This is a genomic window from Stutzerimonas kunmingensis, assembly GCF_900114065.1.
GTDB lineage: Bacteria > Pseudomonadota > Gammaproteobacteria > Pseudomonadales > Pseudomonadaceae > Stutzerimonas > Stutzerimonas kunmingensis.
Genome location: NZ_FORS01000001.1, coordinates 128,160 through 151,392, shown reverse-complemented (window position 1 = coordinate 151,392; position 23,233 = coordinate 128,160). Strand labels below are relative to the sequence as shown.

27 protein-coding genes are annotated in these 23,233 nt (G+C 61.7%); 15 read left to right on the top strand and 12 right to left on the bottom strand.

Annotation, left to right across the window (positions count from 1 at the left end; genetic code table 11):
• Positions 1 to 47 precede the first annotated feature (47 nt).
• Positions 48 to 1,001, bottom strand: coding sequence for a LysR family transcriptional regulator (locus tag BM275_RS00755; RefSeq protein WP_090518985.1), 954 nt, complete (start codon positions 999 to 1,001; stop codon positions 48 to 50).
• A 163-nt stretch (positions 1,002 to 1,164) separates the two neighbouring features.
• Here BM275_RS00755 and BM275_RS00750 point away from each other — a divergent pair, with 163 nt between their 5' ends.
• Complete coding sequence (locus BM275_RS00750; RefSeq protein WP_041013633.1) at positions 1,165 to 2,280, top strand: S-(hydroxymethyl)glutathione dehydrogenase/class III alcohol dehydrogenase; 1,116 nt, start codon at positions 1,165 to 1,167, stop codon at positions 2,278 to 2,280.
• Between the two features lie 89 nt (positions 2,281 to 2,369).
• On the top strand, positions 2,370 to 3,215 hold the full coding sequence (gene fghA / locus BM275_RS00745; RefSeq protein WP_090518984.1) for an S-formylglutathione hydrolase: 846 nt from the start codon (positions 2,370 to 2,372) through the stop codon (positions 3,213 to 3,215).
• A gap of 134 nt (positions 3,216 to 3,349) precedes the next feature.
• Here fghA and BM275_RS00740 read toward each other — a convergent pair whose 3' ends face one another.
• Both BM275_RS00740 and BM275_RS00735 read right to left on the bottom strand, forming a co-directional pair.
• Positions 3,350 to 4,399: an alkene reductase gene (locus BM275_RS00740; protein ID WP_090518983.1), complete on the bottom strand. Its 1,050-nt coding sequence runs from the start codon at positions 4,397 to 4,399 to the stop codon at positions 3,350 to 3,352.
• A 38-nt stretch (positions 4,400 to 4,437) separates the two neighbouring features.
• On the bottom strand, positions 4,438 to 4,740 hold the full coding sequence (locus tag BM275_RS00735; RefSeq protein ID WP_003285796.1) for an ArsR/SmtB family transcription factor: 303 nt from the start codon (positions 4,738 to 4,740) through the stop codon (positions 4,438 to 4,440).
• Positions 4,741 to 4,921: 181 nt separating this feature from the next.
• Here BM275_RS00735 and ispF point away from each other — a divergent pair, with 181 nt between their 5' ends.
• The 8 genes from ispF to BM275_RS22205 all read left to right on the top strand — a co-directional run bounded on the left by ispF (position 4,922) and on the right by BM275_RS22205 (position 11,466).
• Positions 4,922 to 5,395 (top strand): 2-C-methyl-D-erythritol 2,4-cyclodiphosphate synthase, encoded by a 474-nt coding sequence (gene ispF / locus BM275_RS00730; protein WP_090518982.1) that lies wholly within the window; start codon positions 4,922 to 4,924, stop codon positions 5,393 to 5,395.
• Positions 5,392 to 6,432, top strand: a complete 1,041-nt coding sequence (gene truD / locus BM275_RS00725; RefSeq protein ID WP_090518981.1) for a tRNA pseudouridine(13) synthase TruD — start codon at positions 5,392 to 5,394, stop codon at positions 6,430 to 6,432. Before ispF ends, truD begins: the two co-directional genes overlap by 4 nt.
• Complete coding sequence (gene surE / locus BM275_RS00720) at positions 6,432 to 7,181, top strand: 5'/3'-nucleotidase SurE (RefSeq protein WP_090518980.1); 750 nt, start codon at positions 6,432 to 6,434, stop codon at positions 7,179 to 7,181. Before truD ends, surE begins: the two co-directional genes overlap by 1 nt.
• A 38-nt stretch (positions 7,182 to 7,219) precedes the next feature.
• Positions 7,220 to 7,855, top strand: coding sequence for a protein-L-isoaspartate(D-aspartate) O-methyltransferase (locus BM275_RS00715; protein ID WP_003299331.1), 636 nt, complete (start codon positions 7,220 to 7,222; stop codon positions 7,853 to 7,855).
• A gap of 19 nt (positions 7,856 to 7,874) precedes the next feature.
• A complete protein-coding gene (locus tag BM275_RS00710; protein WP_090518979.1) occupies positions 7,875 to 8,810 on the top strand; it encodes a polyprenyl-phosphate transporter in 936 nt (311 codons plus the stop codon).
• 79 nt (positions 8,811 to 8,889) lie between these two features.
• The gene (locus BM275_RS00705; RefSeq protein WP_003299328.1) at positions 8,890 to 9,690 is read left to right on the top strand and encodes a peptidoglycan DD-metalloendopeptidase family protein; all 801 of its coding nucleotides are present in this window, start codon (positions 8,890 to 8,892) and stop codon (positions 9,688 to 9,690) included.
• Positions 9,691 to 9,790: 100 nt separating this feature from the next.
• Entirely contained in the window at positions 9,791 to 10,786 is a 996-nt protein-coding gene (rpoS, locus tag BM275_RS00700) for an RNA polymerase sigma factor RpoS (RefSeq protein ID WP_003299327.1), read from the top strand.
• Between the two features lie 542 nt (positions 10,787 to 11,328).
• Positions 11,329 to 11,466, top strand: a complete 138-nt coding sequence (locus BM275_RS22205; protein ID WP_003299325.1) for a hypothetical protein — start codon at positions 11,329 to 11,331, stop codon at positions 11,464 to 11,466.
• Positions 11,467 to 11,484: 18 nt separating this feature from the next.
• Here the strand turns inward: BM275_RS22205 and BM275_RS00695 are convergent, their stop codons facing one another.
• Positions 11,485 to 12,330, bottom strand: a complete 846-nt coding sequence (locus BM275_RS00695) for a GNAT family N-acetyltransferase (protein ID WP_046621844.1) — start codon at positions 12,328 to 12,330, stop codon at positions 11,485 to 11,487.
• 155 nt (positions 12,331 to 12,485) lie between these two features.
• Between BM275_RS00695 and BM275_RS00690 the strand changes: the two genes are divergently transcribed.
• Positions 12,486 to 14,423 carry a sodium:solute symporter family protein gene (locus BM275_RS00690; RefSeq protein ID WP_090518978.1) on the top strand — a complete coding sequence of 646 codons (1,938 nt, stop codon included), beginning with the start codon at positions 12,486 to 12,488 and terminating at the stop codon, positions 14,421 to 14,423.
• 262 nt (positions 14,424 to 14,685) lie between these two features.
• A complete protein-coding gene (locus BM275_RS00685) occupies positions 14,686 to 15,201 on the top strand; it encodes a hypothetical protein (protein ID WP_090518977.1) in 516 nt (171 codons plus the stop codon).
• A gap of 113 nt (positions 15,202 to 15,314) precedes the next feature.
• Here BM275_RS00685 and BM275_RS00680 read toward each other — a convergent pair whose 3' ends face one another.
• The 3 genes from BM275_RS00680 to BM275_RS00670 all read right to left on the bottom strand — a co-directional run bounded on the left by BM275_RS00680 (position 15,315) and on the right by BM275_RS00670 (position 17,287).
• The gene (locus tag BM275_RS00680; protein WP_041013568.1) at positions 15,315 to 16,106 is read right to left on the bottom strand and encodes an SIR2 family protein; all 792 of its coding nucleotides are present in this window, start codon (positions 16,104 to 16,106) and stop codon (positions 15,315 to 15,317) included.
• 6 nt (positions 16,107 to 16,112) lie between these two features.
• On the bottom strand, positions 16,113 to 16,661 hold the full coding sequence (locus tag BM275_RS00675) for a non-canonical purine NTP pyrophosphatase (RefSeq protein ID WP_046621846.1): 549 nt from the start codon (positions 16,659 to 16,661) through the stop codon (positions 16,113 to 16,115).
• A 185-nt stretch (positions 16,662 to 16,846) separates the two neighbouring features.
• Positions 16,847 to 17,287, bottom strand: a complete 441-nt coding sequence (locus tag BM275_RS00670; RefSeq protein WP_042925621.1) for a group II truncated hemoglobin — start codon at positions 17,285 to 17,287, stop codon at positions 16,847 to 16,849.
• 135 nt (positions 17,288 to 17,422) lie between these two features.
• On the opposite strand from BM275_RS00670, the gene BM275_RS00665 reads away from it, so the two are divergent.
• Positions 17,423 to 17,854 (top strand): universal stress protein, encoded by a 432-nt coding sequence (locus tag BM275_RS00665; RefSeq protein WP_090518976.1) that lies wholly within the window; start codon positions 17,423 to 17,425, stop codon positions 17,852 to 17,854.
• A gap of 21 nt (positions 17,855 to 17,875) precedes the next feature.
• Here the strand turns inward: BM275_RS00665 and BM275_RS00660 are convergent, their stop codons facing one another.
• Positions 17,876 to 18,220: a YajD family HNH nuclease gene (locus tag BM275_RS00660; RefSeq protein ID WP_003299313.1), complete on the bottom strand. Its 345-nt coding sequence runs from the start codon at positions 18,218 to 18,220 to the stop codon at positions 17,876 to 17,878.
• Positions 18,221 to 18,313: 93 nt separating this feature from the next.
• A complete protein-coding gene (locus tag BM275_RS00655; RefSeq protein WP_014819936.1) occupies positions 18,314 to 19,012 on the bottom strand; it encodes a YebC/PmpR family DNA-binding transcriptional regulator in 699 nt (232 codons plus the stop codon).
• A gap of 215 nt (positions 19,013 to 19,227) precedes the next feature.
• On the opposite strand from BM275_RS00655, the gene BM275_RS00650 reads away from it, so the two are divergent.
• On the top strand, positions 19,228 to 20,112 hold the full coding sequence (locus BM275_RS00650; protein ID WP_090518975.1) for an EamA family transporter: 885 nt from the start codon (positions 19,228 to 19,230) through the stop codon (positions 20,110 to 20,112).
• A 38-nt stretch (positions 20,113 to 20,150) separates the two neighbouring features.
• Here the strand turns inward: BM275_RS00650 and BM275_RS00645 are convergent, their stop codons facing one another.
• The 3 genes from BM275_RS00645 to BM275_RS00635 all read right to left on the bottom strand — a co-directional run bounded on the left by BM275_RS00645 (position 20,151) and on the right by BM275_RS00635 (position 21,511).
• Positions 20,151 to 20,417 carry a hypothetical protein gene (locus BM275_RS00645; RefSeq protein ID WP_090518974.1) on the bottom strand — a complete coding sequence of 89 codons (267 nt, stop codon included), beginning with the start codon at positions 20,415 to 20,417 and terminating at the stop codon, positions 20,151 to 20,153.
• 186 nt (positions 20,418 to 20,603) lie between these two features.
• Positions 20,604 to 21,293, bottom strand: coding sequence for an MOSC domain-containing protein (locus BM275_RS00640; RefSeq protein ID WP_208607437.1), 690 nt, complete (start codon positions 21,291 to 21,293; stop codon positions 20,604 to 20,606).
• Between the two features lie 20 nt (positions 21,294 to 21,313).
• Positions 21,314 to 21,511 (bottom strand): hypothetical protein, encoded by a 198-nt coding sequence (locus BM275_RS00635; protein WP_041013572.1) that lies wholly within the window; start codon positions 21,509 to 21,511, stop codon positions 21,314 to 21,316.
• 107 nt (positions 21,512 to 21,618) lie between these two features.
• On the opposite strand from BM275_RS00635, the gene dgt reads away from it, so the two are divergent.
• The gene (dgt, locus tag BM275_RS00630; protein ID WP_090518972.1) at positions 21,619 to 23,115 is read left to right on the top strand and encodes a dGTPase; all 1,497 of its coding nucleotides are present in this window, start codon (positions 21,619 to 21,621) and stop codon (positions 23,113 to 23,115) included.
• Positions 23,116 to 23,233: the final 118 nt, after the last annotated feature.

Below are 23,233 nucleotides of genomic sequence, written 5' to 3'. Positions count from 1 at the left end.
GCGGGCGGCTCGAAGAGCAGCAGCTACACAGGGTACGACGTGGGGGATTAAGGCGGGTTCCGCGTCATTAGAGGCGTCTGACGCGCGGTTCTGTACCCGTTCAGCTCGCCAGTCCCGGCGTACTCCGAACGTCTGGCAAGGCCGGTTTTGAGCGCCTCGACCAAGAGGCGAACTTTCGGTAGCGGATAACGCCTTTGCGGGTAAACCGCCCAGACGGCGGTATCTGGCGGTTGATTGCTTTCCAGTAGCGAAACAAGCTCGCCGCGACGCAGCGGCCCTTGCACGTAGTAGTCCGGCAGCTGGCACAGGCCAAAGCCACGCAGGGCTGCATCCAGCACCGCCTCGCCACTGTTGCAGCGCCAGTTGCCGCTGGGCTTGAAGTGCTGCTCGCGGCCCTCGATCTGAAACGACCAGATGTCGCTCGTGCCGATCAGGCAGTTGTGTCGCGCCAGCTCCGACAGGGTGTGTGGCCGTCCGTAGCGTTCCAGGTAGCTCGGTGCAGCGCACAGATACATTGCTCGCGGCGCGATGCGGGTGGCGACCAGGCGCGACTCGCCGAGTTTGCCGAGGCGGATGGCCAGGTCGTAGCCCTCCTGAACCAGATCGAGGGTGCGGTTGGACAGCTCGATATCGACGCGCAGTTGCGGGTGCTGGGCCATGAATTCGTTCACCAGCGGCACGATGAAGCGCTCGCCATAGGCCACCGCAGCGGTCATGCGTAACAGCCCGGTCGGTGCGCTGTGCAGATCGCTGATGGCCAGAAAGGCTTCGTCACGTTCCTCGATCAAGCGCTGGCAGCGGGTGAAGAAGGTATGCCCGGCCTCGGTCAGCGAGACGCGGCGGGTGGTGCGATAGAGCAAACGCGCCTGCAGACGTTCTTCAAGGCGCGCGACCTGTCGGCTGACATGCGAGGACGAAACCCGCAGCCGCTCAGCGGCGCGCATGAAGCTGCCGCATTCGGCGACAGCCACGAATTCGTCAAGGCCTTCCCAGCGGCTCATGGGTTCTCCGGTGTCAGATTCCAGCAAGCGGGTTGCAAAGATCCTAACGTGATGAGCGCCGATTGTCCCTCAACAGCAATAATGTTTTCCCGGGGCTGTCGTTAATCCCTGTTTGGCCATGAATTACACTCTCTGCTTTCCAATCACATCGAGAGTGATGTCCATGACCATCAAGTCCCGCGCCGCCGTTGCCTTCGGCCCCAACCAGCCTCTGCAGATCGTGGAAGTGGACGTAGCCCCACCCAAGGCTGGCGAAGTCCTGATCCGCATCGTCGCCACCGGTGTGTGCCACACCGATGCTTACACGCTCTCGGGCGAGGATTCGGAGGGCGTGTTTCCGTGCATCCTCGGTCACGAGGGCGGCGGCATCGTCGAGGCGGTGGGCGAGGGCGTCACCTCGGTTGCCGTCGGCGATCACGTGATTCCGCTCTATACCGCCGAATGCCGGCAGTGCAAGTTCTGCAAGTCGGGCAAGACCAACCTCTGCAGCTCGGTTCGCGCCACTCAGGGCAAGGGTCTGATGCCCGACGGCACCACCCGCTTCAGCTATCAGGGCGAGCCGATCTACCACTACATGGGCTGCTCGACCTTCTCCGAGTACACCGTGCTGCCGGAAGTCTCGGTGGCTAAGATCCCGAAAGAGGCCCCGCTGGAAAAGGTCTGCCTGCTCGGTTGCGGCGTCACCACCGGTATCGGTGCCGTGCTCAACACCGCGAAGGTGGAAGAGGGTGCGACCGTGGCGATATTCGGCCTGGGCGGCATCGGCCTGGCAGCGATCATCGGTGCGAAGATGGCCAAGGCCAGCCGGATCATTGCCATCGACATCAATCCGGGCAAGTTCGCCATTGCCGAAGAACTGGGCGCCACCGATTTCGTCAATCCGAAGGACCACGACAAGCCGATCCAGGACGTGATCGTCGAGATGACCGACGGCGGCGTCGACTATTCCTTCGAGTGCGTTGGCAACGTTCAACTGATGCGCGCCGCGCTCGAGTGCTGCCACAAGGGCTGGGGCGAGTCGACCATCATCGGCGTCGCCGGTGCGGGGCAGGAGATCAGTACCCGTCCGTTCCAGCTGGTCACGGGACGCGTCTGGCGCGGTTCGGCTTTCGGCGGCGTGAAGGGTCGTACCGAGCTGCCGAGCTATGTGGAGAAGGCGCAGAGCGGCGAGATTCCGCTGGACACCTTCATCACCCACAACATGCCCCTGGACCAGATCAACGAAGCGTTCGACCTGATGCACGAAGGCAAGAGCATCCGGACCGTCATTCACTTCTGATCCCCAGGGTGGATAACGCCGTCGCCAGACGGCTTGTCCACCTCGACCGGTGGAAGCCCGCGCGGTTTCCACCTTCGCGAGGCCTGTTCATGACCCTTGAAATCGTTTCCAGCAACAAGAGCTTCGGCGGCTGGCACAAGCGCTATCGCCACCGTTCCAGCAGCCTGAACTGCAACATGGTGTTCGCCGTGTACCTGCCGCCGCAGGCGGAGCAGGGCGAACAGCTGCCGGTGCTTTACTGGCTGTCCGGGCTGACCTGCACCGATGAGAACTTCATGCAGAAGGCCGGGGCGTTGCGGCTGGCTGCCGAGCTCGGCCTGATCATTGTCGCGCCGGATACCAGTCCACGCGGCACCGGCGTGCCGGACGATCCCGATGGCGCCTGGGACTTCGGCCTTGGCGCCGGCTTCTACCTCAACGCCACCCAGGAACCCTGGGCTCAGCATTACCGGATGTACGACTACGTCGTCGACGAGCTGCCGGCATTGGTCGAGGCGAACTTCCCTGTCTCCGACCGCCGGGGCATCAGCGGGCATTCGATGGGTGGCCACGGCGCGCTGATCTGTGCGCTGAAGAATCCGGGTCGCTATCGGTCCGTCTCGGCGTTCGCCCCCATCAGCAATCCGCTCAACTGCCCGTGGGGCGAGAAGGCGTTCAGCCGCTACCTGGGCGCCGACCGTTCGCGCTGGCGCGAGTGGGATGCCTGCGCGCTGATTGCCGAGGCCGGCGAGAAGCTGCCGATGCTGGTCGATCAGGGCGATCGTGATGACTTCATGGAGGGTCAGCTCAAACCGCAGGCGCTGCGTGCCGCTGCGGACGCTGTCGGGCACCCGCTGACGCTGCGCATCCAGCCGGGCTATGACCATAGCTACTACTTCATCGCCAGCTTTATCGATGATCACCTGCGTCATCATGCCGAGGCGCTGAAGGCGTAGGGTGGATGACGGTGGAGCCTCAGCCGCGCGTCCGGTTCGGCTCGCCGCGCTGGTCGATACCTCAGGTGCCTGTGCGGCAGGAATAAAAAAGGCCCGTCCGGACATGCCGGTCGGGCCTTTCCATCGCCAGGAGCTTAGAGCGACGGATAATCGGTATAGCCAGCCGGGCCCTGGGCGTAGAACAGCTCGGGTTTCGGCTCGTTCAGCGGTGCGTCCTGACGCAGGCGCTCGACAAGATCCGGGTTGGCGATGTACGGGATGCCGAAGGCCACGGCATCGGCCTTGCCCTCAGTCAGCCAGGCGTTGGCCTGTTCCTTGGTGAAGCGTTCGTTGGCGATATAGATGCCACCGAATATCTTCTTCAGCTGTGGGCCGAGGCTGTCTTCACCGGCTTTTTCGCGAGTGCAGATGAAGGCGATACCGCGCTTGCCCAGTTCACCGGCAACGTAGCCAAAGGTCTCGGCGCGGTTGGAATCGCCCATGTCATGGGAGTCGGCACGCGGCGCCAGGTGTACGCCAACACGCCCTGCGCCCCACACGGAGATGGCGGCATCGGTCACTTCCAGCATCAGCCGGGCGCGGTTTTCCAGCGCGCCACCGTAGGCGTCACTGCGCTGGTTGGTGCTGTCCTGCAGGAACTGGTCGAGCAGATAGCCGTTCGCGCCATGAATCTCGACCCCATCGAAACCAGCTTCCTTAGCGTTCTCCGCACCCTTGCGGTAGGCCTCGACGATGCCCGGAATCTCAGCGGTTTCCAGCGCACGAGGCGTCTCGTAATCCTTCATTGGTCGCACCAGGCTGACATGGCCGGCTGGTTTGATGGCGCTGGGTGCGACCGGTAGCTGGCCGTCGAGGTAGATCGGGTCGGAGATACGGCCGACGTGCCAGAGCTGCAGGACGATCTTGCCGCCTTTGGCGTGCACCGCATCGGTGACCTTCTTCCAGCCCTGAATCTGCTCGGCGGACCAGATGCCGGGGGTGTCCGGGTAGCCGACGCCCATCGGGGTCACGGAGGTGGCTTCGCTGATGATCAGGCCGGCGTCGGCGCGCTGGGCGTAGTACTCGGCAATCAGGTCGCCGGGAACGCGGCCGGGCTCGGCGCGGCAGCGGGTCAGGGGAGCCATGATGACGCGGTTGTTCAGTTCCAGATCGCCGATCTTGATCGGGTCGAAAAGTGTGGGCATAGCAATACCGCTCCTTTACTGGTGGTGCGAAAAGGGACTCAGAGTTCCTGGCCGATGCGCTCGACGAACGACTCGATGATCGCGTCGTTGCGCTTGAAGAAGTGCCACTGGCCGACCTTTTGGCTGGTGATCAGCCCGGCTTTCTGCAGGGTCGCCAGATGGGCCGATACGGTTGACTGCGACAGGCCGGCACGCTGGTCGATCTGCCCGGCACAGACGCCGTTTTCCAGCGAATGGTGCTGCTCGGAGAAATATCGCTGCGGCTCCTTCAGCCAGCGCAGGATGTCGCGACGCAGCGGGTGGGCGAGGGCCTTGATGATGTCGTCGAAGTCGTCCGGCATGGGATGGCTCTGGGCTGTATATCGGAATGAGGCGAACTATATATCGTTGTTTTCCGATATGAGATCGATTCGACTGATGGTGGTTATTGGCTGTATCGATGATCGGGAGGTGCCGCTGACACTCAAGCAGCACCCGGCTCCTGTAGAATCGCCGCCTCGAGATTTTCAGGGTTTTGCATCTATGCGTATCGGCCACGGTTACGACGTGCACCGCTTCGGCGAGGGCGATCACATCACGCTTGGCGGCGTGCGGATTCCACACAGGTTTGGGCTGTTGGCTCATTCCGACGGTGACGTGCTGCTGCATGCCTTGAGTGACGCGTTGCTCGGTGCCGCTGCGCTGGGCGATATCGGCAAGCACTTCCCGGACACCGACCCGCAATTCAAGGGCGCTGACAGCCGCGCTTTGCTGCGCCATGTGCTCGTCCAGGTCCAGGCCAAGGGATACGTCGTCGGCAATGTCGACGCCACCATCATCGCCCAGGCGCCGAAGATGGCACCGCACATCGACTGCATGCGCGCGTTGATCGCGGCCGACCTGCAGGTCGAGCTGGACCAGGTCAACGTCAAGGCCACCACGACCGAGAAGCTGGGTTTCACCGGGCGTGAGGAGGGGATCGCCGTTCACGCGGTTGCCTTGCTGGTCCGCGCATGACCGAAGATCAGCTGCTCGGGCCGCGCGCCCATGGCGAGCCCTGTGGCAGTGCGGTGCTGAAAGCGGTTGCCGAGGATTTTCAGGTCGATGAAGTGCTCGATATCCCGCTGTCCGGCGAAGGCGAGCACCTCTGGTTGTGGGTGGAAAAGCGCAATCTGAACACCGAGGAAGCCGCCAAACGCATCGCCCGCGCCGCTGGCGTGCCGCTGAAGATGATCAGCTACGCCGGGCTCAAGGACCGCCAGGCATTGACTCGCCAGTGGTTCAGCCTGCATCTGCCGGGCAAGAGTGATCCGGATCTTGCCGCTGCCGAGAGCGACGGCCTGGCGATCCTCAAGCGCACCCGGCATCAGCGTAAGCTGCAGCGCGGCGCGCACTCGGCCAATGGCTTCCGCCTACGCTTGACGGAGCTGCGCGGTGAACATGCCGCGCTGGATGAGCGGCTGGAGCGGATCAAGGCCTCCGGCGTGCCGAATTACTTCGGCCTGCAGCGTTTCGGCTATGAGGGCAGCAACCTGCACGGTGCACGGCACTTCGCGGCGAAAGGTGAGCTTCCGGAGCAGCGCAACATGCGTTCGCGGCTGCTTTCGGCTGGTCGCAGTTACCTGTTCAATCGTGTGCTCGCCGAACGGGTTGGGGATGGCAGCTGGGATCAGGCACGGGTAGGCGATCTTCTGGCGTTCACCGACAGCCGCAGCTTTTTCCCGGCCGGGCCGGAGGAGTGCGACGACCCGCGCCTGACGATTCTGGATCTGCATCCGACCGGCCCTTTATGGGGCATGGAACGCTCTCCAGCAGGTGACGAAATTCAGGCACTGGAAAACGCCGTCGCCGAAACTGAACCCGCGGTCGTCAATTGGTTGGCGCAGGCAGGAATGAAGCACGAACGGCGCATTCTTCGCCTCCCCATCGGCGGTTTGTCGTGGCATTATCCCGAGCCTTACATTCTGCAACTGGAATTCGTCCTGCCGACCGGATGCTTCGCCACCGCCGTGGTGCGTGAGCTGGTCAGCCTGGCAGGGCAGACGGACATCTGATGCGTATTCTGATCGCCAACGACGACGGGGTGTATGCACCCGGGCTCGCCGCGCTTTATGACGCGCTGGCCGACTATGCCGAGTGCAAGGTGGTAGCCCCGATCCAGGACATGAGCGGCGCCAGCAGCGCCCTTACCCTGGACCGCCCGCTTCATCCTGTCAGCATGCCGAACGGCTTCATCGGGCTGAACGGCTCGCCCACCGATTGCGTGCATCTGGGCCTGAACGGGCTGCTCGAAGAAACACCGCACATGGTGGTTTCGGGCATCAACCTCGGCGCCAATCTGGGTGACGATGTGCTCTATTCCGGCACGGTCGCCGCGGCCATCGAAGGCCGCTTCACCGGCCGCCCGGCCTTTGCCTTCTCGCTGGTCTCCCGCTCGACGGAAAACCTGCCGACCGCTGCGCATATCGCGCGCCTGCTGGTGGAGAAGCACGACCAGCTCGAAGTGCCGCCGCGCACGGTGCTCAGCGTCAACGTGCCGAACCTGCCGCTTGATCACATTCGTGGTATCCAGCTCACTCGTCTGGGACATCGCAGCCGTGCCAAGCCGCCGGTCAAACAGGCCAACCCTCGGGGCAAGGAGGGCTACTGGATATCCGTGGCCGGGGACGTCGAGGATGGCGGACCGGGTACCGATTTTCATGCGGTGATGCAGGGTTACGTATCGATTACCCCGCTGCAGCTGGATCGAACTTTTCATGAGGCCTTCAACGGTCTCGAGAGCTGGCTGGAGAACGTGCTGTGAGACATCGCGAACAAGACAGCCTGCTGCATGGGTCGGGAATGACCTCCCAACGCACCCGTGATCGCCTCATCCAGCGCCTGTACGAGGAAGGTCTTTCCAGCGCCCAGGTGCTCGAAGTCATCCGCCGCACGCCACGTCATCTGTTCGTAGACGAAGCCCTGGCGCACCGTGCCTATGAAGATACGGCGCTGCCGATCGGACACAACCAGACCATTTCCCAGCCGTTCATGGTTGCACGCATGAGCGAGCTGCTGCTGGCCGACGGGCCGCTGGACAAGGTTCTCGAAATCGGGACCGGCTCCGGCTACCAGACCGCCGTGCTGGCGCAGCTGGTCGAGCGGGTCTTCTCGGTCGAGCGCATTCAGGCGCTGCAGGACCGAGCCAAGGAGCGCCTCGCCGAACTCAAGCTGCGCAATGTGGTCTTTCGCTGGGGCGATGGTTGGGAAGGCTGGCCAGCATTGGCGCCTTACAACGGGATCATCGTCACCGCAGCGGCAGCTGATGTGCCGCAGGCCCTGCTCGATCAGTTGGCGCCCGGTGGGCGTCTGGTGATCCCGGTAGGGGCCGGCGAGGTCCAGCAACTCATGCTGATCATTCGAGAGGAGAACGGCTTTTCGCGTCATCTTCTGGATACCGTACGTTTCGTGCCGCTGCTCAATGGCCCCGTGATTTGATCATTCAGCGGAAGAAAGCATGAAAGACGCTTTATTGTTGTACGCCAAGGGCATGGCCATGGGCGCAGCGGATGTGGTGCCCGGTGTCTCGGGCGGTACGGTGGCTTTCATCACCGGCATCTACGACGAGCTGCTGCGTTCGATCAGTGCGGTGCCCTATGCCATCCGCCCGTTGCTGCGGGGGCGCGTCGCCGAGGCGTGGAAGACCGCCAACGGCAGTTTTCTGGTGGTGCTGTTTGCCGGCATCCTGACCAGCATCCTCAGCCTGGCCAGGCTGATTACCTTCCTGCTGGAAGAGCATCCGATTCCCGTTTGGTCCTTCTTCTTCGGCCTGATCCTGGTTTCCGTGCATCTGGTGGGCAAGGAGATCCAGCGGCGCAACCTGTCGCGGCTGGTGAGTTTCTGCCTGGGTATCGGTTTCGCCTACTGGATAACGGTGGCGGCCCCGGTGCAATGGAGCAGTGACGGCCTGAGCCTGTTCTTCGCCGGTGCCATCGCCATCTGCGCCATGATCCTTCCGGGGATATCCGGCAGCTTCATCCTCGTCTTGCTGGGGCTGTATCCGGTGGTGCTGGGTGCGGTAAAGAACTTCGATATCGGCGTGATGGCGATCTTCGCTGCCGGTTGCCTGGTGGGTCTGCTCAGCTTTGCCAAGTTCCTCAGCTGGCTGCTCAAGCGCTGGCGCGACCTGACCCTGGCGTTTCTGACCGGATTAATGCTCGGCTCGCTGAACAAGGTCTGGCCGTGGAAAGAAACGCTGACCTGGCGTACCAACTCCAGCGGCGAGAACGTTCCGGTCCTGCAGCAGAATCTGCTGCCCGGCGCCTATGGCGATCTGACTGGCCAGGACCCACAGTTGCTGCTGGCCATACTGCTGGCCGTGGGCGGCATCGTCCTGGTGCTGGGTCTCGAGTGGTTCGCCGGGCGACGCCAGCCGATGACGGAAGGCGTTTGACGCACGTGTCTATGAAAGGGAGCGGGCATTGAGGCTCACAGCAGTACGGCGGTGGATTCGCGACCCTTTGGTCCGCTCGATGGTCGGCGTGCTGGTGATCGCCGGCACGCTGGTCGGTTGCGCATCCTCGCCTCCGGGCGGTGGTGTGCAGGTCGTCGATCGCAACCAGCGTGATCGTGTCACCAGCGGGCAGTACATCGTGCGCCGCGGCGACACGCTGTGGTCCATCGCTTTCCGCTTCGGCTGGGACTGGCGCGATCTGGCCCGCGTAAACGGCATTCAGCCGCCGCATGTCATCTATCCCGGTCAGCGGATTCGCTTTAGCGGCGGCGCCACCCGAACGGCCGCTGCTACCCCGCAGCCGGTGCCCAAGCCTTCTTCCAGTCCCGCCCCATCCACCCCGGTCGTGGTCGCCAATCCGGTGCCGCGCCAGCCGGCGATCACCACACAACCTAAGCCCGCGGTTAGCCAGCCGGCGCGCACTCCGGTTACGCCTGTGACCCGCTCTGCAAGCGGTTGGGCATGGCCAGCGAACGGCACGATCATCGGTCGTTTTTCCTCAAACGGTAGTTTGAATAAAGGAATTGATATCGCTGGGGATTTGGGACAGCCTGTCCTGGCTGCTTCTGATGGGACTGTTGTGTACGCCGGCAGTGGATTACGGGGTTACGGCGAACTTGTGATCATCAAGCACAGCGATACCTATGTAAGCGCCTACGGACACAACCGCAGGCTGCTGGTGCGGGAGGGTCAACAAGTCAAGGCTGGGCAAAGTATCGCCGAGATGGGATCGACGGGAACCGACCGGGTGAAGCTGCATTTCGAGATTCGTCGCCAGGGCAAACCCGTAGACCCGCTGCAATACCTGCCAAGACGTTGACCTGTCGCCTGCCTGTTCCAGCACTAGGTTGGGCTTGAGCGTAGCCAGGGACCCGCGTCGCTTGGGCCTGTTGTCGAACCCGGAACAGGACAAGAATAAAATGGCACTTAAAGACCACGCGCTGGAGTTTGACGTCGACGATGCGGTTCTGCTCATGGAAACGCCGATCCACTTCGACCAGAAAGACAAAGTGACCAAGGCTGCCAGTGCAGGCAGACCCAAGGCCACATCCAGCAAACAGCACAAGTTCATCGACTACAACCGGGCGCTAGATGCAACCCAGTTGTATCTCAACGAAATCGGTTTCTCCCCCCTCCTGACCCCCGAAGAAGAAGTGCATTTCGCGCGTTTGGCGCAGAAAGGCGATCCGGCGGGGCGCAAGCGCATGATCGAAAGCAACCTTCGCCTGGTGGTGAAGATCGCCCGACGCTACGTCAATCGCGGTCTTTCCCTGCTCGATCTGGTCGAGGAGGGCAATCTCGGTCTGATTCGCGCGGTGGAGAAATTCGACCCCGAGCGCGGCTTCCGTTTTTCCACCTATGCCACCTGGTGGATTCGACAGACCATCGAACGGGCGATCATGAATCAGACCCGCACGATTCGCCTGCCGATTCATGTGGTCAAGGAATTGAACGTCTACCTCCGGGCCGCTCGCGAGCTGACCCAGAAGCTCGACCACGAACCCAGCCCTGAAGAGATCGCCAACCTGCTGGAGAAGCCGGTCGGTGAGGTCAAGCGCATGCTCGGGCTCAACGAACGCGTCACTTCGGTGGATGTGTCGCTTGGCCCGGACACGGACAAGACGCTGCTCGATACACTGACCGACGATCGCCCGACCGATCCTTGCGAGCTCCTGCTGGATGACGATCTGTCCAACAGCATCGACCAATGGCTGTCTGATCTGTCCGAAAAGCAGCGGGAGGTGGTTATCCGTCGTTTTGGCCTGCGCGGCCATGAAGCTTCGACGCTGGAGGAGGTGGGGCAGGAGATCGGCCTGACCCGCGAGCGTGTTCGCCAGATTCAGGTGGAGGCGCTGCGCCGTCTGCGCGAGATTCTCGAGCGTAACGGCCTGTCGAGCGACGCGCTGTTCCAGTGACATCAATGTCGTCGGGTCTGGTTGCCGGGCCCGACGACAATCCCGCCGCTGCTGCACTCTTCCTGACCCCTTACACACGCGGCCTGGGTCGATCCCTTGGCTTAATCCGCCGCGGTCGATTTTCCTGGTTGTCCTCTCCCTGTGTACGCATTTGCTTACAAGCGTTGTAAGCAAAGCCCGCGAAACAGCTACGGCGACCGGCGATTTATGCCCGGCTCACTACGCAACTTACTGATTTTTATAGAACTTATTAGATGCTCTGGATGGGCCAGGCAGTGCTGCGGCTGGATGCCACAGCTTGTTGTCGTCACGCCGATCATTAATATCGCACCCGTGCTCAGGGATTAGCGCGGCCTTCAGGATGAAGGTCAAGGACCGCCGCAGGAAGCGGTGTCATCCAGGAAGATGAGAAGGGATACAGGGAACAAGGAAGGAGGCGGGCGGGGTCAAACCCGCCCCTTTTTTTTGCCTGCAAGAAACTCCCGCTGAACCGAGTGGCCGGGGCACGGCCTAATGGGAACAGTCCATCAGCGGAGAACCACATGAACGGCGACCAGCACAACGACCAGCCCACCAAAGAGCAGGATGACGTGACCCGTCGGCCGGATGAGGCTGACGAAGATCAGCTCGATGAGGCTATCGAAGAAACCTTTCCAGCCAGCGATCCGATCTCGCCCTGATCAATCGGAGGCGCACGCTCAGACGGCTTGTTCCTTCCCCTTCGTACGCATCAATAGCGCAGGCATGATATGCCTGCGCAACAGCGGCGCCACATCCTCCCTCGCGCATGGCGCGATCTCCAGCCAACCCAGTTCTTCCAGTTCGGCCTGCGCCTTCACTGCGTGGGGCAGGCGTCCGATGAACACATCCGCCTCCACCTGATGGTCCGGCTCGTTGGCAGCCGGTGCGCAGAAATGCCCGAACGACTCGAGATCATCATCCTCGAGCCTCAGGTCGAGTTCTTCATGAAGCTCCCGCTTGAGGGTTTGCAGAGGTGTTTCGCCCGGCTCTGCCTTGCCCCCGGGGAGCATGAAGAAGCGGGTGCTGCGTTTGCGCACGACCAGGAGGCGTCCGCGTTCGTCGATCAGACAGGCGATGGCGATGTTCAGGGTTGCAGCCGGCATTGGCATCATCCTTCGGTCATTGAGCAGGGCAATCAGTGCCTTGGTCCGTCGGTAGCGGGCCAGTCGGTCGGCCAGGGTGTCAGGCAGCAGGTCCGTCATGACGAAGCCAAGTCGCGTATAGAAATCCAGAAGTTCCGGTTTACAGAACAGCCAGACCGGTCCGCTGTTCGACATCAGCGCTTCGCGTACAAGCTGCGCGCCAATGCCGCGGCTCCGCTCTGAGGGGGTCACCAACAAGCCGGTCAGAAAATGCCCATCCGCTACTGGCGTCAGGCAGAGCCCACCCAGGATAGCGCCGCGCCGGGCCACCCAGCATGTGGCCTCGGGACGTATGCGGTTACGGCTGTTGTGGGCTCTATAGAACCTGACCAACAGCGGCTGCAGGGACCTGGGGAGCGGCGAATAGTCGAGAGTGGGCATGACCGACCGTGGATTCTTCGAGGGCGCTAGTCTAGCGCCTGAGCTGCGATCACCATACGCCCTGTATCCGTCCGCTGCCTTTCATCCGTTTGCTGCATCTTTTCCGTCGTCTTGACGCTCTCACCCTTAGCGTTTCCAACGACAGGAATAACAACATGTTGGATCTACTGATTGTGCTCGCATTCGTTTTCTACGGCCTTTCGGCAGGGATGCGCGCCCGCTCCAAAGCCTCGCAGAGCCTTCACGAATACTTTCTTGCCGGACGAACCATCAAGGGCTGGCGCGCAGGCGTGTCGATGTCCGCCACGCAGTTCGCGGCCGATACGCCGTTGCTGGTCAGTGGTCTGGTCGCGACTGCCGGGGTTTTCGCGTTGTGGCGGCTGTGGATCTATGGGTTGGCATTCCTGCTGCTGGCATGGGTATTCGCCTCCGGCTGGCGCCGTGCCGGGGTGCTCACCGACGCCGAACTCACTCGTGTGCGCTACAGCGGCCCCGCAGTGGTGCCGTTGCGGCTGTTCAAGGCGATTTATTACGGCACCGTTATCAACTGTGTGGTGCTGGCAATGGTACTGGTCGCGGCCATTCGCATTGCCGAGGTGTTTCTGCCATGGCACGAGTGGCTGCCAGGCGGCGTCTACGCGATGATCATGGGCGCAGTGGAAGCCAGCGGTATACGGCTTGGTGAGAGTATCAGTGGGCTCGATCAGCTGACGACCAGCACCAACAATCTCATTCCGATCCTGTTGATCCTGACCTTCACGGCGATGTACTCGATCACTGGAGGCCTGCGTGCGGTGGTGCAGACCGATGTCATGCAGTTCAGCGTGGCGATGCTGGGCACGTTGGTATACGCCTGGTTCGTGGTGGACGCAGCCGGTGGACTGGGCGGCCTGACCGATCGGATCGTCGAGCTGTATGGCAGTGAGCAGGCGGCCAAGATGCTTTCGTTCTCGCCGCCGAGCAATGCCGGCGAGGCGCTGACGCCATTCCTGGTGATCGTCGGTTTGCAGTGGCTGTTCCAGATGAATTCCGACGGTACCGGATACCTGGCGCAGCGCAGTATGGCTTGCCCGACAGATCGTGAGGCGCGTATTGCCGGTTTGGTATTCACCTGGCTGCAGATATTCCTGCGCAGCCTGTTCTGGCTGGCGATAGCGATCGGTCTGCTGGTGCTGTATCCGTTCAGTCCAGAAGAGATGAGTGGTGGAGGTTTCACCGCCGCGCGCGAGGCGCTGTTCGTCACCGGTATCGAAGAATTGCTACCACCGGGTTTCCGCGGGTTGATGCTGGTGGGCCTACTGGCGGCCCTGGCGTCGACCGTTGATACGCACCTCAATTGGGGTGCTTCGTACTGGAGCAATGATGTCTATGGTGGGGTCGTCGCGCCGAAGCTGCTCAAGCGCAAGCCCAAGGACAAAGAGCTGGTTCTGGTCGCGCGTCTTTCCAACGTGCTGATCCTGCTGATCGCGATGGTCATCATGGCCAACCTCGGTTCGATCCAGACGGCCTGGTTCATCTCCTTACTGTTCGGTGCCGGAATGGGTTCGGTGCTGGTGCTGCGCTGGCTCTGGGAGAGGATCAATCTGTACTCCGAGCTGACGGCAATGATCGCATCGCTGATCACCGCGCCCTTGCTGCTCTACTACCTGGGCACCGATCCGGAGCGTGAGTGGATACGTCTGGGCATCATGTCCCTGGTTACCTGCAGCGCCGCGATTCTGGTCAGCTACATCACCCCGCCCACGGACAAGGAGACGCTGGATCGCTTCTATCGCAGGGTGCGGCCGTTCGGCTTCTGGGGACAGACCGCCGTGCGTTGTGGCGTCTCACGCCGGGAGTCGCTCAAGGCCCTCGGTGTACGCCTGTTTGCGGTAGGCGTTACGGCGCTATCGGTCTACACGTTATTGATCGGCGTGGGGCGGTTGCTGTTTCCACAGCCGGAAGGAAGTTCTGTGCTGGCGTGGATATGTATCGCCGTTGGGTTGGCCTTGACACCCGTGTGGATGTATCTCGCGTTCAGCCGTTATTTCGATGATGAACGGGAAGATGATGCGCTTGAGCTTCACGAGAAGAGTGCGGATGTGGCTGGCTGATTTAATGGACGGGCTTATATGCGCAACGATTCTATAATTGCCTTTCTAATATCTATTTGAAGGCTGTCGTGCTGGCATAACAGTATCGCGTTCTAGGCTAATTTTATAAAAATCATCGAATTGACGCTTTCTTCTATTGTTTTGCATGAAAAGCCGGTCATTCGTCGATTCCTTTGAGCAGTCTCAGGGTTTACATGCTTGTCTCAGGAATACGCATTGCTATTGCGTATTTCATAACAAGCACAAAAGCAGAGGTGCCGTCATGAATCGACTTTTCAAAACTTCCTTAATGGTTGCCGCTATGCTTCCGGCTGTTGCCGGTGCGGCTCCCATGACCGGTGACAAGGAAATCACATTGGGTGGTGCAGGAAGCAGCGACAAGGACTTTGACGATACTGTTTTTTCCGTACAGGGAAGTTGGGGTCAGTATATAAGCGAATCTTCTCTCTGGGGTGTCCGGCAGACTGTCAATGCGCGTGATACCGAGGGAGAAAGTGTCAAGTTCGATGGCTCGACTCGCGTCTTCTATGACTATCACTTCGGCACCGGCAAGGCACGGCCTTTCATAGGTGCGAGCATTGGTGGAGTCTACGGTGACCGGGTAGACGAGACGTTCATGGCGGGGCCGGAAGTCGGCTTCAAGTACTGGGTTCAGGACAAGACGTTCATTACCGCGATGGCGGAATATCAGTTCCTGTTCAAGAGCGGCAGCGATGCACAGGATCGATATGATGACGGAGTGTTCCTCTACAGCATCGGTGTTGGCTTCAACTACTGATCAGGGCATGCGCGATGTCACCCGACATCGCGCATGCTAAATTGCCTGTGCCTTCGTCAAAGTGCCGTTTCGCTTGTTTTAATGCTGCTTTGCTTGTTTTTGGAAAAAGGCTCTCAGGTTTCAACCAGTTGCTGCAGGAAGTTCTTCAGCGCAACGCCGGGTTCATCGTCTTCCGATGCAATCATGCGAATTCCCCATTGCCTCAACACTTCTTCCTGAACCGGGTTCGGCTTGTGTGAGAACACATATGAAATGGGCCGGACACCGAGCGTCTCGTGTTCGTTCCATATCTTCGACAGCTTGTGAAATAGCAGACGTATATTGGTATCGGAAAGACTGTATCCGATAAACAGAACGGCCTTGCTCAATGTGTCGGCGCGTAACTTGATATCCAGCGGCGTTTCGAACTGCAGGCGCTGGTAGTAGCTGGTCTCGTCAAGCACGATCGAGGCGTCATCATCGAAGTCACCGTGGAACTTGACGATCTGCCTAACGCCATCACGGGCCTTGGTCAGGTCACTAGCGTTGGCGATCTTGATGTAGTCCACCGCATGGGCGTCATGGGCGTACTCCAGCCAACGGTCATAGTTGGTGGTATAGATCGCCGGAAAACGGCCACGCACGATCAGCCGATGAATTTCCGAGTCACGTATTTCGATGTTGCGATGCCACTCGCGGTCCATCCAGCTGCGCAGCGGGCCGATGCTGCCTTTCTTGATCCGGTAGTACTCGGCCAGGGCGAGGAAATTGCCGTAGGTGTTGAACACCTCCGGGTCGTAGTCGAGCTGTACGGCGATCTCGTCGATCAGCTCCTTCCACGGCGGCAAGCCAATGTTGGCGGATACGCCGGAACCGACAAAAAGGATCAGGCGATTGTTCCGGTACGCTTCGCGGAGCTGGTCCATGGTTGCTCAGGACTCCCGCAGATAGGCGACGAAGGCGTCGAGTGCGCGTCGGCGCATGGAAAGGCCGTTCTTTTGCGTGCCCAGCTGCGCGAACGTCTGGGTCTGGCCTTCGGGAATGAACACGTCGTCCCATTCGAAGCCGCCATGCCCGGCTGGCGACGGTGCGATGCGCCCGGCAACCACGCCTTCGAAGAAATGCCGTTTGCGACCGTCGCAATAGCCGATCAGGGTTCGCGCCTCGGCAGCCGGATCTTCCAGTCGCCCGATCAGCTCCGAGAATCGCTCGGCCTGCAGCCGATCCCAGAAAATCTGCGTCAGCCCGCCGGGAAAGCCGTTGAGGCTGTTGATGAAAAGCCCGGTGTGTTCGACGAAGACCGGTTTACCGATCATTTTGAAGGCGACCAGCAGCTTGTCGCTGACCAGCTGGTGCAGGTCCTCGGTACGCAGCTCCTCGATACGGATGGGAAAGGGCTTCACCTCGATTCCGCTGGGCTGGAGAATCTCGCAAACCTCGAGGATCTTCTGCGGATTGATGGACGCGAAGCGGATTTTCATGGAACGAGCCAGCTCCGGTTTCGACGGATGAATGCTGCCGCCACGACGGCCGCCCTTGTCTGTATGACGCAAGGTGAGTGGCTCGGTTCTCCTGCCCAGCGGATTAATCGATCAGGCGCGCCTATGGACGTTGCAGCGCCACGTCTTAAACGAATGACATTGCAGCCTCTGGCGGGGAGGGCGCTTCAGCTCCGGCCCGGACGCATCGGGCAGACTGCCTGCACCTGACGGATGCGCTCGGCGGGGACGCGCAGCTGCCGTAGCAGGTACTCGGCGAACTCTGGCGTAAATGGCTGACGGGCGATGGCCTGTTCCATGCAGAACAGCCAGGCATCGCGTTCGGCTTCGCCGACCTGCCAGCGGGTATGGAACTGCGGAATGCTGATGCCGCCATACTTTTCTGCGTATCGCTTCGGGCCGCCCAGCCAGCCGCTCAGAAAACTCGCCAGCCGGTCCCGGGCGTCGCTCACGTCCGCCGGATACATTGCACGAACGCCCGCGGCTTCTGGCGCCAGGTCCATCACCTGGTAGAAGTCCGCGACCAGCTGTTGCAGGCCCGGTTCGCCGCCGGCTGCCTGGAACGAGGCGTCGCCGACGCCGAATGCGGGACCTTGATCGGGGTTCATCAGACTCGTCTCTGTCTCGTTGAAAGGGCGCGAGATGATGCGCGCTTGTGCCAGATCAAAACAAGTGCGAGCAGCGCCCGCAACGCGCAGGCAGCTGGTCTAAGCTGAAGGTCCACACAACAGCGGAGACAGGAAATGCGCAGGCTTCTGGTTGCATACGATGGTTCGGACAACGCCAAGCGCGCCCTGCAGTATGTCGTCGATCTGGCGCGGGATACCGGGATCACGCTACAGGTGCATGTGGTCAACGTTCAGCACGAACCGATCATCTACGGCGAATACGTGACGTCGGCGATGATCGATGAACTCAACAACGGCCTGATGGCCAAGGCGCGCTCCGTGCTCGACGAAGCGGCAGCCGTGTTGCAGGCCGGCGGCCTGAGCTGCGAAACCCATGCGCTGCTGGGCAATGTTGCCGAGCAGGTCAACGACGCGGTCAAGCGGCTGGGCTGCGACACGGTGGTGATGGGCACTCGCGGTCTGGGCAGCTTCACCGGGATGCTGATGGGCTCGGTGGCGAACCGGGTGATCCACGAGGTATCGGTCCCGGTGCTCTTGGTCAAGTGAGCTGAATGTCGGTCTGGCCGATCAGTCCTGCTTGCCCTTGAGCAGATCGGCCAGGTTGGCGAAGGCCTTGAAGGTTTCCTTCGGGCCCAGGTCGCTGCCCGGCCTGGCTTCGGCCTGGTACTGGTTGTCGGTGTAGCGGGAATGCTCGTTGTCGTGGCAGTACAGGCAGAGCAGCTCCCAGTTCGAGCCATCCTCGGGGTTGTTGTCGTGGTTGTGGTCCTTGTGGTGGACCGTCAACTCGCTCAGGCGCTTGCCGGAAAATTCCCGCGCGCAACGACCGCAGACCCAGGGATACATCTTCAGTGCTTTTTCCCGATAGCCTTGTTCGCGCTGACTGTAGGGCGTGGTCGGTTTGCTGCTGCTCATGGTGAATGCTCGCCGGGTTCGTTGTTCGTCAGGGCCCATCCCCGCGTCGGCATCGCCACGCGCGGGAACAGCCCCAAGTAAAGTCAATGGCTGTCAGCCCGCCAGGCCGACGTAGACGTTCTGCACGTCATCGTGGGCGTCGATGGCCTCGAGAAAGGCTTCGACTTCTTCCAGTTCGGCACCGGACAGGCTGACCGGATTCTTCGGACGATAGCCCAGTTGCGCGGACTGCACGGTAAAGCCGAATTCCGGCAGCGCCTTGCACACGGCGTCGAGATCGGTGGGCTCGGTGATGAACAGCGTGCTGCCTTCGTCGGCTGCTTCGAAATCCTGCGCACCGGCCTCGATCGCGGCCATTTCCGCATCGGCGTCGCCTTCAGGCGCGGCTTCGATCATGCCGACGTGGTCGAAGTCCCAGCTCACCGAGCCGGAGGAGCCCAACTGGCCTTTGCGGAACAGCACGCGGATTTCGGCAACGGTGCGGTTGACGTTGTCGGTCAGGCACTCGACGATCAGTGGCACCTGATGCGGCGCGAAGCCTTCGTAGAGTGTGCGTTCGTAGTGGACCACCTCACCGCTGAGGCCAGCGCCTTTCTTGATGGCGCGCTCCAGGGTGTCCTTGGGCATCGAGGCCTTCTTCGCCTGTTCGACGACCAGGCGCAGACGCGGATTCATGTCGGGGTCGGCACCGCTGCGGGCTGCGATCATGATTTCCTTCGACAGCTTGCCGAAGATCCTGCCTTTGGCGTTCGCCGCCGCTTCCTTATGCTTCGCTTTCCACTGTGCGCCCATGCTCGTCCCCGTCTGAAGTGATGAAGTCAGGCGCGGATTCTATAGCGTATTCCGGCCTTGCGTCGCCGGTGACGGTCAAGCCTGGCCTGTGCTGCCCGTGTCAGGGCGATGGGTGGTTGCTCCGCACTGTGCCGCTCAATTTGGCAGTCACTGTATGGCACGCTCACCGGAAGCGACGTCTTTAATGCTTCTTTTACGCAACAGGGTGCGTCGCCATGTCGCCTCGGGATCTGCTGCTCGCGCTGGTCGTCATTGTCGTCTGGGGCATGAACTTCGTGGTGATCATGGTCGGCCTGCACGATGTGCCACCGATGCTGCTCGGTGCGCTGCGTTTCATGCTGGCGGCCGTGCCGGCGGTGTTCTTCATCAAGCGTCCGCAGGTGCCGTTGCGCTGGATGCTGGCCTATGGGCTGACTATCTCGCTCGGTCAGTTCGCCTTTCTGTTCACCGCCATGAAACACGGCATGCCGGCCGGGCTGGCCTCGCTGGTGTTGCAGTCGCAGGCGTTCTTCACGCTGTTCTTCGCGGCGCTGTTTCTCGGCGAGCGACTGCGCGCTGCCAACTTGCTGGGACTGGTCATCGCGGCCTGCGGTCTGGCGATGATCGGCGCGCAGACGGGCCTGGGCATGACCCTGAGCGGTTTCGTGCTGACCATCTGCGCGGCGTCGATGTGGGCGCTGGGCAACATCGTCACGCGCAAGGTCGGCAAGGTGAACCTGGTCGGGCTGGTGGTATGGGGCAGTCTGGTGCCGCCGCTGCCATTCCTGGCGCTGTCGCTATGGCTCGAGGGGCCGGCGGTGATCGAGGCGGCGCTGCGCGGCATTGGTTGGCAGACGATTCTGGTGCTGGCCTATCTGGCATTCGGCGCGACGATTCTCGGCTATGGCCTGTGGAGTCGCTTGCTGTCGCGTTACCCGGCGAGCCAGGTGGCCCCGTTCTCGCTGCTGGTGCCGGTGGTCGGGCTGACGTCAGCCAGTGTGTTGCTGGGCGAGCGGCTGGGGACGCTGCAATTGGGTGGGGCGTTGCTGGTGATGCTCGGCCTGGGGGTGAATGTTTGCGGTAGCTGGTTGTTCGGTCGGTTGCGTCTGGCCAGGATCTGAAACGCCCGGCATCAGACCGGGCGTCGCAGCGATAAGGCTCAATGGATGGCGGCGTGGGCGCCGAGCAGCGTAGTGCCCGAGCCACTCTTCTTGTCGCGCTTGGCCATCCGTTTTTCTTGCGCCGTTTTCATCGGCTTTTTCTTGCCGTTCTTCTTTGCGTCCATTCCCTTGCTCATGGTGTTCACCTCTGATTGCTGGCTGGACATGTCCTGATGTGCGAAGACCTGACTGTCGCTGCTGGAGCGAAGCCTGTTTCCGGCCTGTGTCTTCCATGACCGCTGCAGTATGGCACTGCTGGGCTGCATTGCACGCACTGCTTTGCTTAGGGTCTGTTCCCGTTTCGTCGCAAGCCGCGTTGCTGCGCCAAATGGCGCCATGCCCGGGCGGCGTTCCGCAGGCGCGGGACGAAGGTAATGGTGGTTCCCTTGCCAAGTCCCGCAACGCCGCATGGCGCCATTTGCCGCGCACGAAACGGGAACAGACCCTTGGTATCAGTCGAACAGGCTGTGCTGGTCGCGTCGCCCACGAAGGGCGTCGTAGCGCTGGCGGAAGATCGCCCGGTAATGCAAGGCCAGAGGAGGTAGCTTCGCCAGTTGCTGCAGGCTGTCTTCAGCCAGATGCTGATCGAGAAAGCAGCGCCACAGGTGCGCGACGCTGATCTGCGGATGAGGGCGCTCGAGCAACTGCAACGCGTCGCCAGGACGCACGGTGCCTGGCTCGATGGTCCGGTAGAGCCAGCCGGTGCGGCCGCTCGCCGACAACTCCCGTGCCAGGCCACGCACACCGTGACGGTTGTCCAGCCTGATACAGGGCGAGCGCGGCTGGCTGATCTCGATCAGCGCAGTGCCCCAGCGAAGAAGATCGCCAATGCATACCTGCTCTTCGTCCAGCGCCTGGCTACCTAGGTTCTCACCGAAGGCGCCGAGGCCAAGCCGCGCGCGCAGCGGCGGGAAGCGCTGCGACCAATACTGATAATGCTGGGTCGGGTAGTGGCAGAGGCTGCGATCCGGCCCACCATGAAAACGCCGATCGGCGATCCGATCACCCTGCAGGCCATCCAGGCCCAGCCACAACGGGCCGTCGCTGGCTTGCTTGTCCATGGCGGTGGCTCTGCGACTATCCGGCAGCGGCGAAAACTGACGGCACAGCAATGGGCCGTCGACGGTCCAGGCTCCGAGCAAGGTGCGTGGCCCCTGCTGGGTCACGGCTGCTGTGCTCGGTTGAGCTGCTCCAGTTCGCGGCGGACCATGGCGGTGTATTCCGGTGGGCTGAGCTGATACAGCTCGGTGGCAACCCAGGCCAGCCAGCGCGAGCCCAGGGCCGCTTGCTGGTCCAGCAGGCGTTGGGCTTCGGCGCGGGCGCGCTCGGCATTGTTCTGATGAAAATCTGCTCGACTCACGAATCGTCTCTGTCGCCGTACTCGGCGATGAAAGGGGCAGCGATGGTAAACCCGGAACGCTCGCGTTAGGCTCGATGGCTATTCTTTTTGCGCCGCGAGAACGATGCATGCCGGTGTCCATGAACTTCAAGCACAAAATCTCCCGCCAGCGCCCCTATGGCAAGGCCGAAGCGGGCCTGCGGGCCAGCGATGGCAGCCTCGACGCCGTGCTGGACCAGCTGGAGAGCGATCGCGGGCGCATCATCAACTCGGCCGCGGTGCGCCGCCTGCAGCAGAAGACCCAGGTCTTTCCGCTGGAGCGCAATGCCGCAGTGCGCAGCCGTCTCACCCATTCGCTGGAAGTGCAGCAGACCGGCCGCTTCATCGTTCGCACCCTGTACAAGCAGCTCGGCAACCGCGCCGCGGAGTTCGGCCTGGACGGGCTCGAGCCGGCGTTGCAGAGCCTGGTAGAGATGACCTGCCTGATGCACGACATCGGCAATCCGCCGTTCGGCCATTTCGGCGAGTACGCCATCGGCGAGTGGTTCGAGCGCAATCTCGACGCGCTGTTCACGGCCGCCGTGACGCCGGGGCAGGGCGATGCCGAGCTGCGCAAACGGATGCTGGTCGATCTCAAGCACTTCGAAGGCAATGCCCAGGCGGTTCGCCTGGTGGTCTCGCTGCAACGCCTCAACCTGACCTATACGCAGACCGCCGGACTGCTCAAGTACGTCCGTCCGGCCTATCAGGCCAAGCCCGCGAAGGGCACCCCAGGCGCCTACCTGCTGAAGAAGCCCGGCTTCTATCTGTCCGAGGAACCCTTCGTGCGTGCGCTGCAGGCGGCGCTCGATCTGCAGCCGTGCACGCGTCACCCGCTGGCCTACGTGATGGAGGCCGCCGACGACATCGCCTATTGCCTTGCCGACATCGAGGATTCGGTGGAGAAGGGCATCTTCAGCATCGAACAGCTGGCGCAGCTGCTGCTCGCCAAGTTCGCGCTGCATGGTTCGGTCGATGCCCCGGTGCCGGGTCCGGAGCGCAGTTTCCGGGGCATGGTCAACTATGCGCTGGAACGCGCACAGAAGGAGCCGATCAACAAGGCCGGCGAGTTCTTCATCTGGCTGCGGGTGAACATGATCCACCCGCTGGTGCAGCACGCTGCGCGGCAGTTCATCGACAACATCGACGCGGTTTATCACGGCACCCTGGATCGCGCGTTGCTGGAGGACGACAGCCTGCCCAACGCCATCGTGCAGACCTTCAAGGATGTCGCGATGGAGCACGTGTTCTGCCACCGCGAGGTGGAAACGTTGCAACTGCAGGGCTATCGCATTCTCCAGGGCCTGCTCGACTTTTATGCGCCGCTGCTGCGCGTGCCGGCCACCGTGTTCGATGCACTCAGCCTCGGCACCTGCCGCAGCGAACCTCACCTGCAGATGCTGGCTCGACGCCTGCCCAACCAGCTGGTCAAGGCCTACCACGAAGCGCTCAAGGAGCATGCTGAGCAATCGGCGGATTGGCCTCTGTGGGAGTTCTACTACCGCAACCGGATGCTGCAGGACTACATCAGCGGCATGACCGACCAACTGGCTCAGGACGAGTATCGGGCCCTTTCCGCCCTCTGAGGGTGCGCTGCACAAGAACTGCCGCTGCGCTTGGTACGCGCCTTGCTTTTGCTTGGTGCAGCAGTCGTCGTGCGAGCCCCGCAATGGCGCATGACGGATTTCCGGTAGTTTCCTTAAC